The sequence below is a fragment of the Chryseobacterium carnipullorum genome (assembly GCF_900142785.1).
In the GTDB taxonomy this organism is placed as follows: domain Bacteria; phylum Bacteroidota; class Bacteroidia; order Flavobacteriales; family Weeksellaceae; genus Chryseobacterium; species Chryseobacterium carnipullorum.
The window spans coordinates 43,830-57,600 of the sequence record NZ_FRCD01000013.1 but is presented as its reverse complement, the minus strand read 5'-3'; the positions used below and the strand labels follow the sequence as shown (position 1 = coordinate 57,600).

General features: G+C 37.8%; 12 protein-coding genes. 1 reads left to right on the top strand and 11 read right to left on the bottom strand.

The window, feature by feature from the left end; translation table 11 throughout:
* Nucleotides 1-8: 8 nt before the first annotated feature.
* From BUC06_RS14985 to BUC06_RS14950, 8 genes are all read right to left on the bottom strand, one after another.
* Nucleotides 9-1,055 carry a bifunctional transcriptional activator/DNA repair enzyme AdaA gene (locus BUC06_RS14985; RefSeq protein WP_228423767.1) on the bottom strand — a complete coding sequence of 349 codons (1,047 nt, stop codon included), beginning with the start codon at nt 1,053-1,055 and terminating at the stop codon, nt 9-11.
* Nucleotides 1,052-1,828, bottom strand: coding sequence for an isocitrate lyase/PEP mutase family protein (locus BUC06_RS14980; protein ID WP_073334831.1), 777 nt, complete (start codon nt 1,826-1,828; stop codon nt 1,052-1,054). The genes BUC06_RS14985 and BUC06_RS14980 overlap by 4 nt, the downstream gene beginning before the upstream one ends.
* A gap of 65 nt (nt 1,829-1,893) precedes the next feature.
* Complete coding sequence (locus tag BUC06_RS14975; protein WP_073334830.1) at nt 1,894-2,364, bottom strand: DUF1203 domain-containing protein; 471 nt, start codon at nt 2,362-2,364, stop codon at nt 1,894-1,896.
* Between the two features lie 341 nt (nt 2,365-2,705).
* Complete coding sequence (locus BUC06_RS14970) at nt 2,706-3,395, bottom strand: hypothetical protein (protein ID WP_073334829.1); 690 nt, start codon at nt 3,393-3,395, stop codon at nt 2,706-2,708.
* Nucleotides 3,396-3,581: 186 nt separating this feature from the next.
* Nucleotides 3,582-6,764 carry a carbamoyl-phosphate synthase large subunit gene (gene carB / locus BUC06_RS14965; RefSeq protein ID WP_073334828.1) on the bottom strand — a complete coding sequence of 1,061 codons (3,183 nt, stop codon included), beginning with the start codon at nt 6,762-6,764 and terminating at the stop codon, nt 3,582-3,584.
* Between the two features lie 56 nt (nt 6,765-6,820).
* Nucleotides 6,821-7,171: a four helix bundle protein gene (locus BUC06_RS14960; protein ID WP_073334827.1), complete on the bottom strand. Its 351-nt coding sequence runs from the start codon at nt 7,169-7,171 to the stop codon at nt 6,821-6,823.
* Nucleotides 7,172-7,227: 56 nt separating this feature from the next.
* On the bottom strand, nt 7,228-8,301 hold the full coding sequence (locus BUC06_RS14955) for a carbamoyl phosphate synthase small subunit (protein ID WP_073334826.1): 1,074 nt from the start codon (nt 8,299-8,301) through the stop codon (nt 7,228-7,230).
* Nucleotides 8,302-8,474: 173 nt separating this feature from the next.
* A complete protein-coding gene (locus BUC06_RS14950; protein ID WP_073334825.1) occupies nt 8,475-9,365 on the bottom strand; it encodes an aspartate carbamoyltransferase catalytic subunit in 891 nt (296 codons plus the stop codon).
* 241 nt (nt 9,366-9,606) lie between these two features.
* Between BUC06_RS14950 and BUC06_RS14945 the strand changes: the two genes are divergently transcribed.
* Entirely contained in the window at nt 9,607-10,068 is a 462-nt protein-coding gene (locus BUC06_RS14945; protein WP_073334824.1) for an Lrp/AsnC family transcriptional regulator, read from the top strand.
* Nucleotides 10,069-10,218: 150 nt separating this feature from the next.
* Here BUC06_RS14945 and argH read toward each other — a convergent pair whose 3' ends face one another.
* From argH to argB, 3 genes are all read right to left on the bottom strand, one after another.
* Nucleotides 10,219-11,523: an argininosuccinate lyase gene (gene argH, locus BUC06_RS14940; protein WP_073334823.1), complete on the bottom strand. Its 1,305-nt coding sequence runs from the start codon at nt 11,521-11,523 to the stop codon at nt 10,219-10,221.
* A gap of 355 nt (nt 11,524-11,878) precedes the next feature.
* Nucleotides 11,879-12,961: a M20 family metallo-hydrolase gene (locus tag BUC06_RS14935; RefSeq protein WP_073334822.1), complete on the bottom strand. Its 1,083-nt coding sequence runs from the start codon at nt 12,959-12,961 to the stop codon at nt 11,879-11,881.
* Nucleotides 12,936-13,730, bottom strand: a complete 795-nt coding sequence (argB, locus tag BUC06_RS14930; RefSeq protein WP_073334821.1) for an acetylglutamate kinase — start codon at nt 13,728-13,730, stop codon at nt 12,936-12,938. Before argB ends, BUC06_RS14935 begins: the two co-directional genes overlap by 26 nt.
* Nucleotides 13,731-13,771 lie beyond the last annotated feature (41 nt).

The following is a 13,771-nucleotide window of genomic DNA, read 5'->3' as shown; positions in this document are numbered from 1 at the left end:
GAAGTTATTTAAAATAAGATAGCCCCTTCCAATTCCAACAGTTTTTGTTTTCTCCATATTCCTCCCGCATAGCCTACCAGTTCTCCATCTGAACCTATCACCCTGTGACACGGAATAATGATGGCAATTTTATTGATTCCATTGGCCGTTCCTACAGCACGCACGGCTTTAGGGTTACCCAAAAACTCTGATTGTTGTTTGTAGCTGCGGGTTTCTCCTGTGGGGATCTCTGTTAAAAGCTTCCAGACTTTCTTCTGAAAATCCGTTCCGGTAATATAAAGAGGTACCTCAAACTTGGTCCTTTTTCGCTCAAAGTATTCGTTCAGCTCTTCTTCCAGCTGTTTGAAGTGTTTATTTCCACCCTGAACGATTTCTGCATTCATTGTCTTGGAGAGCCGGGTAAGCTGCTGGTCTATATTTTTCCGGTCTGTAAATTCGAGCAGGCAGATTCCTTCTTCACAGGCACAGGCGAACATAGGGCCCAATGGAGTCTCTATTCTTTTCAGATCAATGATTTTCTGGTGGCCTGTATTTTTAGGAGTGGTCCCAATGATGTCTTTGAACCGCTCATTGAATCCGCTTAAACTTTCGTAACCTGATTCCAGGGCTACCTCTATGATGCGTTCCCCGTTTTTTATTTTCTTAAATGCTTTATTCATTCTGAATTGTCTTTGGAAAGCCTGAAACGTCATTCCATGGTTTTTCAGGAACCAGCGGCGCACAGTTACGGGTTCAATATTTCTTTCCACAAGATCTGAGTCTTTGATTTTTAAGGATGCATCCTTTTGTAATTCCTCCAATAATTCATGAATATAAGCCGGAGTTTCATTAAGTTTATCCAAAGGTTTGCATATTTTACAGGGTCTGTAGCCTTTTTCTATCGCTTTTTCGGGATCAAAAAAGAATTCTACATTTTCTTTTTTGGGTTTTCTGGCTGTACAGGTCGGCCGGCAGAATATGCCTGTGGTTTTTACCGCCATCCAATAGCTGCCTTCAAATGAGGAATCTTTGTCTAAAGATGCCTGATACATCCTATCTTCCGTCAGTTTCATCATGATATAAAAATTGGTGAGAAATTTTGTCCGGCACTGATTTTCAGGACAGCAGTCTCCAACTGATCGTAAATATACCCATTTAAAAAGTTACCGGAAGAGATTCTTTTTACACCCAATTCCTGAAGAGTTTTAAAATCAGGAAGATCCGGCATACACATCACACTAAACGGAAGTTGCGTAGCATGAATAACGTGTTCAATATCCTGTACTTCTGTAATGCATGGAACAAAAATCCCATCCGCTCCCACTTCCTCAATGATTTTCATCCGCTGAAGGCTTTCTTCTACTGCATTTTCTACGCCTAACAGAAATGGATCTATCCTTACATTGACGAAAATTTCAATATCCTGTTTTTCAAGTTTCTTAATAATGGTATTTAATTTTTCAAAAAAATCCTCTGTACTTAATAGTCTTCTGGTTCCGTCAATGATGACACTGTCTTCGATATTGATCCCAACAACGCCAGCATTTGCCAGTCTGGAAATGTTTAGAACAATCTCCTCCGCAGTTTGCCCGTAGCCTCCTTCCAGATCTACGGACAAGGGAATTGATATAGATTTCAAAATTCTTTCAATGATATAAAAGTATTCATCAAAACTCATGTTCTCACCGTCCTCATATCCCAGGGTAAATGCCACGGCCGAGCTTGAAGTTGCTACTGCCTGATAGCTCAGTTTTTCATATACTCTTGCGCTTTGGGCATCCCAAACGTTTCCTATTAATAGTGGATCATCCTGCTCATGCAGTGCTCTGAATCTCTGAATTGCTGTCATCTTATTTTTTTATCAAAAGTACTGGGGATCTTATTTTTATGCAACCGAAAAACGGACAAGTATTTTTATATTCTTTTTACGGTACAATTAAAACATCCTGGTTTTGCATTATGCAAATGTATATATTCAATCTTAGGATTTTCCAGAATTTGCAAAAGTTTGTTTTTTAGAAACCTACCTTCAGAAACATAAGCAAAAATCATCATTGCCTCTTTATTATAACCTCGAATAGAAAGTAATCTATGATTGAACATTACGGGAATTTCATTTTGTGCATACTTTTTTGTTAATTGATTTGCCCGTACAAAAACAGGTCCGCTGGCCCGATACGGAGAGTTGACATTGTGAAAATCATAGTTGAGGAGGAAAACCGTCTCCCCGATCGCAGCATCTTCCAAAGTAACCTTGCATGGAAATCCCGGGAATTTATCTGCTATTATTTTTTTAATATGATTCTCTGCGAGTTCAGTTTCTGATAAATCATTCAAATATTCAAAATCTAAATAATTCAATGCTTCCAATTTAAAATTATTCATTTCCTTTTTTTACAAATTTAAATTGACACCATTCATAGTACAACCGAAAAACGGACAAGTATTTTTTATTTATTTGAAAGAATAAACCCCGCAAGAAAACTCACGGGGTTTGAAATATATCGTCTGGTTTCGATCATTACATTGTCTCCATTTTGAAATTCATGCTTTCAATTAATTTCAAGATTGATTCTACCATTTCCATTGATGTTAAAGTAAATTTTAGTACAGGTCTTATATCAAATTCTGAGGGCATGTATATATTTTTGGATTTTTAGCATTAAGAAGATCTTCCAGTACGGACTTATTTTATCCTTTAAAATTATTCGGGTTAATATTATTTACTATTTGACTTCAGCTAATAGAGATTGTATATTCTGTAATTCTTCTTCTGTGGTATAAGTTATGATAATAAGCAGGTTATAGCTTTCATAATTTTTCAAAGCATACATTCTGTTTCCCGTTATATTTCCGTTTATATCAGGAATTGATACTTTTAGATAGGGGATTTTATCAGTTTTTCCAAACTGTAAATTATTTGTTGCTTCTAAATTTTCTTTATTAAGCTTTAGATAATCAGAATTAGATTCAAACTGTTTTTTCAGTTCTTCTTTTATGAGTTTAATGTCTTTTTCAGCATTCTCACTTGGAGAAGAGACAACGGCAAATACAAGATCTCCTTTTCTTAAACCTGATTTAACCTCATCCAAACTATTATTCGAAATTGAAAATAAGGGATACACAGCATCTTCCTGAGTAATGTTAAGCTTTTTAGATATTTTGATTTTACCTCCCGTCAGAATTGTACCGGGTGCATTTTGGTTCATTGGTATGAATTTAGAAAATCCATTTTCATTATCAATAAAGCTCCAACTATTCGGAAGCTGAATGGTGAAATTCATTGACTCATTGTGATACTTCCAATCTTTTGTTAATGTCCCTTTTGAAATTTCAGGAATATTGTCTGTTCCTTTATTACAGGATACTACAATACATAAACTATAAACTGGTAATAGGTATTTTAAAAATTTCATTGTATTCGATAAGCATTAAGTTAATTTTTGATACCCCCGTTTTTCCATCATCGTTTTCGTTCTATCAATGTATCATTTTCCGAATGTATACAAATTTCCATTAATCAACAAAAATTTAATTTTCACCAAACAAAAAACCCCGCAAGAAAACTTACGGGGTTTGAAATATATCATTTAAATCCGAAATTACATCGTCTCCATTTTGAAACTCATGCTTTCAATAACTTTCAGGATAGCTTCTACCGTGTCCATGGATGTTAAACAAGGAACGCCGTTTTCCACACTCATTCTTCTGATCTGGAATCCGTCTCTTTCTACCTGCTTTCCTTTGGTCATGGTATTCACTACGTATTGTACTTTTCCTTTCTGGATCAGGTCGATCAGGTTGACATCATCTTCTCCGATCTTGTATCCTATTTTACAAGGAATTCCTTTTTCTTCAAAGAATTTAGCCGTTCCTTCTGTTGCCCAGATTCTGAAGCCAACTTCGTGAAATCTTGCTGCCAGATCTGCAGCTTCCTGCTTGTGTTTATCGGCAACTGTGAACAAAATTGACCCGTGCATCGGAACTTTTCTTCCTGCTGCGATCAATCCTTTGTAAAGGGCTTTTTCCAGCGTTGTATCTTTCCCCATTACTTCTCCTGTAGACTTCATTTCAGGTCCCAGAGAGATATCAACCTTCGTTAATTTTGAGAAAGAGAATACAGGAACTTTTACGAAGACGCCTTCTTTATTCGGAACTAATCCGTTTTTGTATCCTAAATCTTTCAGTTTCTGACCTAATATTGCTTTTGTTGCCAGATTCGCCATCGGCACTTCAGTAATTTTAGATAAGAAAGGAACTGTTCTTGATGAACGTGGATTCACTTCGATCACATATACGTTTCCTTCGAAAAGGACGTACTGGATGTTCATTAAACCAATGACATTCAATCCTTTGGCCAGTCTCTGGGTGTAATCTACCAAAGTGTCTATTTCCTCCTGAGAAACATTCTGAGGCGGATACACAGCAATGGAGTCTCCGGAGTGAACTCCCGCTCTTTCGATGTGTTCCATAATCCCAGGAATAATAACCGTTTCACCGTCGCAGATGGCATCTACTTCAACTTCTTTTCCGGTAATATAACGGTCTACCAAAACCGGGTGTTCCGGGCTTGCATCTACCGCAAATTCCATGTAGTGAGACAATTCGCTTTCAGTGTAAACAATTTCCATGGCTCTACCTCCCAGTACATAACTCGGACGAACCAAAACCGGATAACCGATTTCGTTGGCAATTGCAATAGCTTCTTCTTTTGAGGTTGACGTTTTTCCTAAAGGTTGTGGAATTCCCATTTCCTGAAGGGCCTTTTCAAATTTATCTCTGTTTTCAGCTCTGTCTAAATCTTCTAATGAAGTTCCCAGAATTTTCACTCCATAGCTTGCCAGTTTATCCGCTAAGTTGATCGCGGTCTGACCTCCAAACTGAACCACCACTCCCGTTGGTTTTTCAAGATCGATGATGTTCATTACATCTTCTTCCGTTAAAGGTTCGAAGTATAATTTATCTGAAATCGAGAAGTCTGTAGAAACCGTTTCAGGGTTATTGTTGATGATGATCGCTTCGTACCCCATCTCTTTGATCGCCCAAACCGAGTGAACGGTTGCGTAGTCAAACTCAACTCCCTGACCAATTCTGATAGGTCCTGAACCTAAAACAATTACTTTTTGTTTGTCGGTTACTACACTTTCATTTTCTTCTTCATACGTTCCGTAAAAATAAGGAGTTTCACTTTCAAATTCTGCGGCACAAGTATCCACCATCTTGTAAACAGGGATCACCCCATTTTCTTTTCTGAAATTGTAAACTTCTCTTTGCTTGGATTCCCATAAATGAGCGATATTCTGATCTGAGAAACCTAATTTTTTAGCCTGAATTAAAGTTTCTTTATCGAATTTATTGGCTGCAATTACTTTTTCAAAGTCAACAAGTTTCTTTAATTTCCAGATGAAGAATTTATCAATCTTACTCCATTCTACAATTTGTTCCCAATCGTACCCTCTTCTTAAAGCGTCACAAATAATGAACAGTCTTTCGTCGTCACAAACTCTGATTCTTCTTTCAATATCTTCATCCGTTAAAGCGGCTGCCTGTTTTGTTTTTAATCCCAGGTGTCTTAAACCTGTTTCTAAAGAACGAACGGCTTTCTGTAAAGATTCTTCGAAGTTTCTTCCGATGGCCATTACTTCTCCGGTCGCTTTCATCTGGGTAGACAATCTCCTGTCCGCCGTTTCGAATTTATCGAATGGGAATCTTGGGAATTTCGTTACCACATAGTCAAGGGCAGGCTCAAAACATGCGTATGTTTTTCCTGTCACAGGGTTCATGATCTCGTCCAATGTTAAACCTACAGCGATCTTCGCTGCAATTTTCGCAATCGGATATCCTGTCGCTTTACTTGCCAGTGCTGATGAACGGGAAACTCTAGGGTTCACCTCGATGATATAGTAGTTGAATGAATGTGGGTCTAAAGCCAGCTGAACATTACATCCTCCTTCAATTCCTAAGGCCCTGATGATCTTCAGAGAAGCGTTTCTCAGTAGCTGATACTCTCTGTCAGAAAGCGTCTGAGAAGGGGCTACTACGATAGAATCCCCTGTGTGAACGCCTACCGGATCTATATTTTCCATGTTACAAACCACAATCGCATTGTCGTTGGCATCACGCATTACTTCGTATTCAATTTCTTTGAAACCTGCAATGGATCTTTCGATAAGACATTGCGTCACCGGACTGTATTTCAATCCTAATTCAGCAATTTCTTTCAATTCAGCTTCGGTAGAGGCAATACCTCCTCCGGTTCCTCCCATTGTAAAGGCAGGACGAACAATCACCGGATATCCGATTTCTTCAGCAAAACGGATGGCTCCTTCTACTGTAGTCACGATATCTGATTCAGGAACGGGTTCGTTCAGTTCTCTCATCAACTCACGGAAAAGATCTCTGTCTTCCGCTCTGTTGATGGCAGAAAGTGTAGTTCCTAAAACTTCCACTTTACATTCTTCAAGAATTCCTGATTTTTCCAATTCTACTGCCATATTCAGACCTGTCTGACCTCCCAATGTTGGTAACAAAGCATCAGGACGTTCTTTTCTGATAATGTGACTTACAAACTGAAGAGAAATCGGCTCGATATATACTTTATCTGCGATTTCCACATCCGTCATAATGGTTGCAGGGTTTGAGTTGATCAAAATCACCTTGTAGCCTTCCTCTCTCAAAGACAAACAAGCCTGCGTTCCTGCGTAATCAAATTCAGCTGCCTGACCGATGATGATGGGTCCTGAACCGATTACTAAAATTGTTTTTATATCTGTACGTTTTGCCATTTTTCTTTTTATTGTAGAGTCAAGATTCTAGAGCCAGGAGCCAAGATTCCAGACTTTTATTTTAAATTATTTTTAAATGAATAAATCATTCTCTGAATTTCAGAAACTTCACTTAGTAAAGCATTTATTTTTTCTTCAGGTAAAAGATTTAATTCTCTAATCAAAATCAGCTGTGTCTGCAGTTCAAAAGCTGAACCTAGAGCAACTGCTAGAAAATGATTAAATTCTTTACTTCCATTTCTACCAGAACCTTCCGCAATATTTGAAGGAATAGAAACTGCAGATCTTTTAATTTGAGAAATCAAACCAAACTTTTCATCGTTACTGACCTCCTGACAGATAATGTAAACATTTTTTGCCAGTACAATCGATTTTTGCCAAAAAAGTAGTTTCTCAAAGTTGTGCATCTGTAGTCTATTAATTTTGTTTTTGCGTCTTGGTTCTTGTATCTTGATTCTTGGTTCTATTTTTTGAAGCCCTCCATTAAATCGATGAACTCATCAAACAAATAGTTTGCATCTTCAGGACCGGGGCTTGCTTCCGGGTGATACTGAACGGAGAAGCAAGGGTGGATCTTGTGTTTCAGACCTTCGTTGGTTCTGTCGTTTAGAGCGATGTGGGTTTCAACTAAGTCTGTGTTTTTAAGACTTTCCTGATCTACTGCATAGCCGTGGTTCTGAGAAGTGATAGATACTTTGTTTTTCTCCAGATCCAGTACCGGGTGGTTTCCTCCTCTGTGTCCGAATTTCAGTTTGAACGTTTTTGCACCGCAAGCCAAACCGATTAACTGATGTCCCAGGCAGATTCCGAAGATCGGAACTTTTCCTAATAATCCGCGGATCATTTCTAAAGCCTGAGGGTTGTCTTCCGGGTCACCGGGACCGTTTGAAAGCATAATTCCATCCGGATCCATCAATAAGATCTCTTCTGCTGTGGTGTCCTGTGAAACTACGGTGATATCACAGTTTCTCTGAGACAATTCTCTGATGATTCCTAATTTGGAACCAAAATCTACCAATACTACTTTTAATCCTCTTCCAGGATTGGCATAAGACGTTTTTGTAGAAACCATTTCCACCTGATTGGTTGGAAAAGTTGTAGATTTCAATTCTTCTACCACTGCATTTTCATCAGTGTCTGCATTCACAATCTTTCCTTTTACCACCCCGGAGTTACGTAGAATTCTGGTCAATCTTCTGGTGTCGATTCCTGAAATTCCTGAAAGGTTTTTCCTTTTAAATAATTCTTCTAAAGTCATCTGGGTACGGAAATTGGAAGGAAGATCGCAAAGTTCTTTTACGATAAGTCCTTTAATAGCCGGCTCGATACTTTCGTAATCATCACGGTTAATACCATAATTTCCGATAAGCGGATAGGTCATGCAAACAATCTGACCGCAGTATGACGGATCTGAGATCAACTCCTGATACCCTGTCATTCCGGTATTGAAAACTACTTCTCCGGCAGTTTCCAATTCTGCTCCGAAACCTTCTCCATGAAACACTTCACCGGACTCCAGTATTAATTTTTTCTTCATTTTTAAAAATTAGATATTAGATTTAAGAATTGAGAAGTTAGACTTCCTCGTTCTGTTTTATTTTTTCTTTTTAACCACCCCGTCAAAAAAAATTCTTTTTTTTTGACACCCCTCCATGGGAGGGGAATTTTTGTAGGTTCAAGACCGGAAATCCGGATCTCAAAACCCTTTATCTATTTAAAGGTATATCCTTGTTTTTCCAATGCTTCTTTGAGAATAGCCATTCTTGCAAAGACACCGTTCTGCATCTGTTTAAACACTCTTGAACGTTCGCATTCCACGAGGTCTGTATCAATTTCAACCCCTCTGTTGATCGGTGCGGGATGCATGATGATCGCTCCTTGTTTCATTACTTTTTCTCTTTCTTTCGTCAAACCATATTTTCTGTGGTATTCGGAAGCTGAGAAGCTCATCTGGGCATCGTGTCTTTCGTGCTGAATCCTTAGCAGCATCAGAACATCTACCTCAGCAGTAAGCTGATCTACTGACAAATAAGTTCCGTTAATCAAAGCGCCTTCATCAAACCAGTGTTCGGGTCCTGAGAAGTATACTTTAGCGCCCAGTCTTCTTAAGGCTTCGGCATTTGAATTGGCCACACGGCTGTGTTTTACATCTCCAACAATTCCTATCTTTAGTCCTTCGAACTTTCCAAATTCCTGATAGATGGTCATCAGATCCAGCATACATTGGGAAGGATGGTTTCCTGTTCCGTCTCCTCCGTTGATTACCGGAATAGTAATATTGTTTAACTCTTCAAAATACCGGTCTTTCTTATCTCTGATAACGACCAGATTCACTCCCAGACTTTCAATGGTTTTTACCGTATCATAAAGACTCTCTCCTTTGTTTACAGAACTGTGTGAAGCATCAAAAGGTACTACCTGCAGACCAAGCTTTCTTTCTGCGATATCAAAACTTGTCTTTGTTCTTGTGCTGTCTTCAAAGAAAAGATTTGAGCAGAATACTTCTCCTTCAATTTTTGCAGTTTTCCCGTTGGCAAAAGCCAGTGCTTCGGTCAGTATACTGTTGATTCTCTCGGTACTTAGTTCTGTGATCGTAAACATAATTCTTAATTTTTGTGCATAAAAAAAGCGAAGACAGGATCTTCGCTTAATAATAATAAATATCGTAAAGGGCGCTTTCGCCCGGTAAATCTAATGATATAAACACTCTTTTATTCATTAGGTGCAAAGATATAGTATTTTTACGAATCTGCAAAACTAAAGTTCCAAATAAATTAAAAATTGTATTCCTTCCTTATTTTCATTTATAATTGATATTTTTGTTAAAACTCAAACCCACCCTATGGATTTAAAGGACAAAATGATTCTCAGCATTATTCAGGAAGACTCTACGCTATCAGTAAAAGAAATTTCAGAAAGAATAGGTCTTACGTTTACTCCTACTTATGAACGAATCAAACAGCTGGAGAAACAGGGAATCATTGAAAAATATGTCGGTCTTCTGAACCGTGAAAAACTGGGGCTCAATATTGTGGTTTACTGTAATGTCCGCCTGAAAGAGCAGTCCCAGAAAGTACTGGAAACTTTTGAGAAAAACATTATGAAACATGATGAAGTTCAGGAGATCATCAGTCTTTCCGGTGAGTATGATTATATGCTTAAGATCATTGCAAAGGACATTAATTCTTATAATGATTTCGCGGTGAATGTGATCTCAAACATTCCAAACATTGGCCAGTATCACAGTTCTATTGTGCTTCATGAGGTAAAAAAATCGACTAAATTTAAAATTGATCTTGAATAATTATTTTTAAATGTATTAAACCATTAAGATTCTTTTAAGGGATTAAGAATAGTTAAGTATTCGCAAGCGAATTCTGATAAGATAGCTTCTTTAAAATCATAGATTTTCTTAATTTACCTTAAAAACTTCAATAATCTTAATGGTTCAAAATCAACCCAATAATTTATTCTTCAGCTTATTAAACTGATATTCTATTTTGTCCAGACAAAGATTTCCCAGACTTCCCTGGTGGGTATGCTCAAGATTTCCAACTTCAAACTCAAATTCATTATTTTCAATCTCCTGCCCTACTTTCACGTAGGCATCACGGAATGAACTTCCCTTTTTCACTTCTTCATTGATCTTTTCCACACTGAAAAGATATTTGTACTTCTCGTCTTCCAGAATTCCATCTTTTACCTGAATATTTGGAAGCGTGTAGCTTAAAATCTCCAGACATTCTTTCAGGGAATCGATGCCAGGGAAAAGAATTTCCTTTGTCAACTGTACGTCTCTGTGGTACCCTGACGGCAGATTGTTTGTCAGTAAAATAAGTTCATTCGGTAAAGACTGAATTCTATTGCATCGGGCACGAACCAGTTCAAAAATATCCGGATTCTTTTTGTGCGGCATAATACTACTTCCCGTGGTAAACTCTTTTGGAAAACTGATAAAATCGAAATTCTGGCTTAAATATAAGCAGACATCATAAGCAAATTTCCCAAGCGTTCCCGCTAAAGTAGCCATGGCCATAGACAGCATTTTTTCAGATTTCCCACGGGTCATCTGTGCGTATACAGAATTATAGTTCATGGACTGAAAACCTAAGTTGTAGGTGGTACTCTCCCGATCAATAGGGAAAGAAGAGCCATAACCTGCAGCGGAACCGAGTGGGTTTTTATTGATAATGTTCTTCACCGAAAACAACAGTTCAACATCATCCAGCAATGCTTCAGCATAGGCTCCAAACCATAATCCAAACGAAGATGGCATGGCAATCTGAAGATGGGTATAGCCGGGAAGTAATTTACTTTTATGCTGATCAGCGAGTTTGATTAAAATTTGGAAAAACTCGTCCGTCAAAGCTGTAATTTCACGAATTTCATCCAATAGATAGAGTTTAATATCCAGTAAAACCTGATCATTTCGTGATCTTGCGGTATGGATTTTCTTTCCGGTATCACCTAATTTTTCAATTAAAATGGCTTCAACCTGAGAATGGATATCTTCTGCTTCTTTATCGATTTCAAAGTTTCCGTTCTCGATATCTTTTAAAATATCGGCTAAAACAGAAAGCATCTGTGTGGATTCTTCACCGGATATAATTCCGGTTTCTGCCAACATCTGGCAATGCGCCATAGAACCTTTAACGTCATATTTTGCTAAACGCTCATCGAAGTCAAGATCTTTCCCGACGGTGAATTTGTTGACTAATATATTGGTGGCCAGGTTATCCTTTTGCCATATCTTTTTCATAGGTAATTATTTATTTTTCCAAGACCCTCATAATGACGGTCCTGATCTGTATTAATTGACCAGAGTAGTAATCAATAATGATTTTATACCGGTTTTCTGTATGTTATTCAATTCGTTTCAACCTGCTCAGCGAAGCATCTTTAACTATAAAAAAACATCTCCGCATTGAAAAGTCTTCGTCTTTAATTTTCTTTTTTGCATAAATCCTTATTAAAAACTGAACTTTGATCTGCCTGCTGAGCGGGGTTAAAACATTATTTTTTAGATATTAGATGTTAGAAATTAGATGTTAGTACTAAGGTGTATGTATAAATTTCGGGCATCTAACTTCTAATTTCTAGCCTCTAACTTCTCTCTATAAAACTTTTTCCAAGATCCTGATATAGATCTCGATTCCTTCTTTAATCTCTTTTATATAGATATATTCATCTGCTGTGTGAGAGCGCCTGCTGTCGCCCGGACCTATTTTCACGGATGTACATGGAATAATGGCCTGATCGGATGATGTTGGTGAACCGTAGGTTGTCCTTCCGATTTCCAAGCCTGCCTTTACAAACGGGTGATCCATTTCTATTTTTGATGAATTCAATCTGAAAGACCTGGCCGTCAATGTTGATTTCATTTGTCCCTGGATGATTTCAAAAGCTTCCTTATTGGAATATTCATCGGTAACCCTGACATCCAAAGTAAAAGTACAGGCTTCCGGAACTACATTGTGCTGAACGCCTGCGTGAATTCCTGACAACGTCACTTTCACTTCGCCTAAATAATCGGAAACTTTCGGAAACCTGAAGTTCAGAACATTCTGAATATCTTCCATACATTTTACAATAGCGTTATCGTCATTTGGATGAGCAGCGTGAGAAGGAGTTCCTTTCATTTCCCCGTCTATCACCAAAAGTCCTTTTTCCGCGATCGCCAGATTCATCTGCGTGGGTTCTCCTACAATGGCGAGTTCGATGTTCGGAAGCTTTGGAAACAAGGCCTCAATTCCATCAAATCCTGAAATCTCCTCCTCAGCCGTCAAAGCAATAACTAAATTATATTTTAAATCTTCTTTTTCATAAAAATGTACAAAAACCTGAGCCATTGATACCAGAGAGGCTCCGGCATCATTGCTTCCCAATCCATACAGTTTTCCATCCTGCTCAACCGGAAGAAACGGGTCTAAAGTATAGGCCTTATTGGGTTTTACGGTATCATGATGGGTATTCAGTAAAATGGATGGCTTCAATACGTCAAAGTTTTTACTGACCGCCCAAATGTTGTTTTTAAAACGTTTCGTAGGAATTTGATTTTTCTTGAAGAAGTTCTCAATTTCTACGGATGTATTGTATTCATCTTTACTGAATGAAGGAGTGGCAATCAGTTTTTTAAGCAAATCAACTGCCTGACTCAGTAGCTCTTCTTTACTATAAACAGATTTCAGTTCCTCCATGATGGTTTTCTATATGATTTTTTAATTGGGTTTCTTTAATTAAGAATACCTTATTTACTTTATTTTTTACAGCTCCCAGAGCATTTTCAAGTTTGGGTAAAATTCCTTTATGAAGTTTTCCCGCTTCTTTTAAAACAGAAAACTCTTCTGCAGATACACTTTTTATAACTGATCCAGGGTCTTCAATATTTTCCAAAACTCCCTCTTTATCAAAACAATACAATAATTCTACATCGTATTTTGAAGATAAAGCCTGAGCAATGACCGAAGCTATCGTATCTGCATTGGTATTAAAAAGATTTCCTTTTTTGTCATGGGTAATGGCTGAAAAAACAGGAACAAGTTTAAGCTTAATCAATTTTGAAATCAATTTCCTGTTCACACTTTTCTTCTCAATATCTCCTACAAACCCGAAATCTATTTCTGCATGTTCTCTTTTTTTGGCTTTAATCAAATTCGCATCCGCTCCGGAAAAGCCTATTGCCTGGCATTTTTTCTGCTGAAGTTTTGCCACAATATTTTTATTGATACTTCCGGCATACACCATCGCCACAATATCCAGCGTATCTTTATCTGTAATTCTTCGTCCGTTGATCATTTTTTGTTCAACGCCTAACCTATCAGCCAAAGTAGTTGCTAATTTTCCGCCACCGTGAACCAGAATTTTCTTTTCTTTAATTTCAGAAAACTGCTCTAAAAATTGGCTAAGCAACTCTGAATCGTCGATCAGGGCTCCTCCTATTTTTATGATGTATAATTTTTCTTTCATTTTGATTGGCGGGATTTCATCCTATCTTGGGTTAAATTGTT

Excerpts from the sequence above, each read along its gene's own strand:
- argB (WP_073334821.1), bottom strand. The coding sequence starts at position 13,730 with ATGAAAGAAAAATTATACATCATAAAAATAGGAGGAGCCCTGATCGAC.
- BUC06_RS14985 (WP_228423767.1), bottom strand. The coding sequence starts at position 1,055 with ATGATGAAACTGACGGAAGATAGGATGTATCAGGCATCTTTAGACAAA.
- argH (WP_073334823.1), bottom strand. The coding sequence starts at position 11,523 with ATGAAAAAGATATGGCAAAAGGATAACCTGGCCACCAATATATTAGTC.
- BUC06_RS14970 (WP_073334829.1), bottom strand. The coding sequence starts at position 3,395 with ATGAAATTTTTAAAATACCTATTACCAGTTTATAGTTTATGTATTGTA.
- BUC06_RS14935 (WP_073334822.1), bottom strand. The coding sequence starts at position 12,961 with ATGGAGGAACTGAAATCTGTTTATAGTAAAGAAGAGCTACTGAGTCAG.
- BUC06_RS14945 (WP_073334824.1), top strand. The coding sequence starts at position 9,607 with ATGGATTTAAAGGACAAAATGATTCTCAGCATTATTCAGGAAGACTCT.
- BUC06_RS14975 (WP_073334830.1), bottom strand. The coding sequence starts at position 2,364 with ATGAATAATTTTAAATTGGAAGCATTGAATTATTTAGATTTTGAATAT.
- BUC06_RS14980 (WP_073334831.1), bottom strand. The coding sequence starts at position 1,828 with ATGACAGCAATTCAGAGATTCAGAGCACTGCATGAGCAGGATGATCCA.
- carB (WP_073334828.1), bottom strand. The coding sequence starts at position 6,764 with ATGGCAAAACGTACAGATATAAAAACAATTTTAGTAATCGGTTCAGGA.
- BUC06_RS14960 (WP_073334827.1), bottom strand. The coding sequence starts at position 7,171 with ATGCACAACTTTGAGAAACTACTTTTTTGGCAAAAATCGATTGTACTG.
- BUC06_RS14950 (WP_073334825.1), bottom strand. The coding sequence starts at position 9,365 with ATGTTTACGATCACAGAACTAAGTACCGAGAGAATCAACAGTATACTG.
- BUC06_RS14955 (WP_073334826.1), bottom strand. The coding sequence starts at position 8,301 with ATGAAGAAAAAATTAATACTGGAGTCCGGTGAAGTGTTTCATGGAGAA.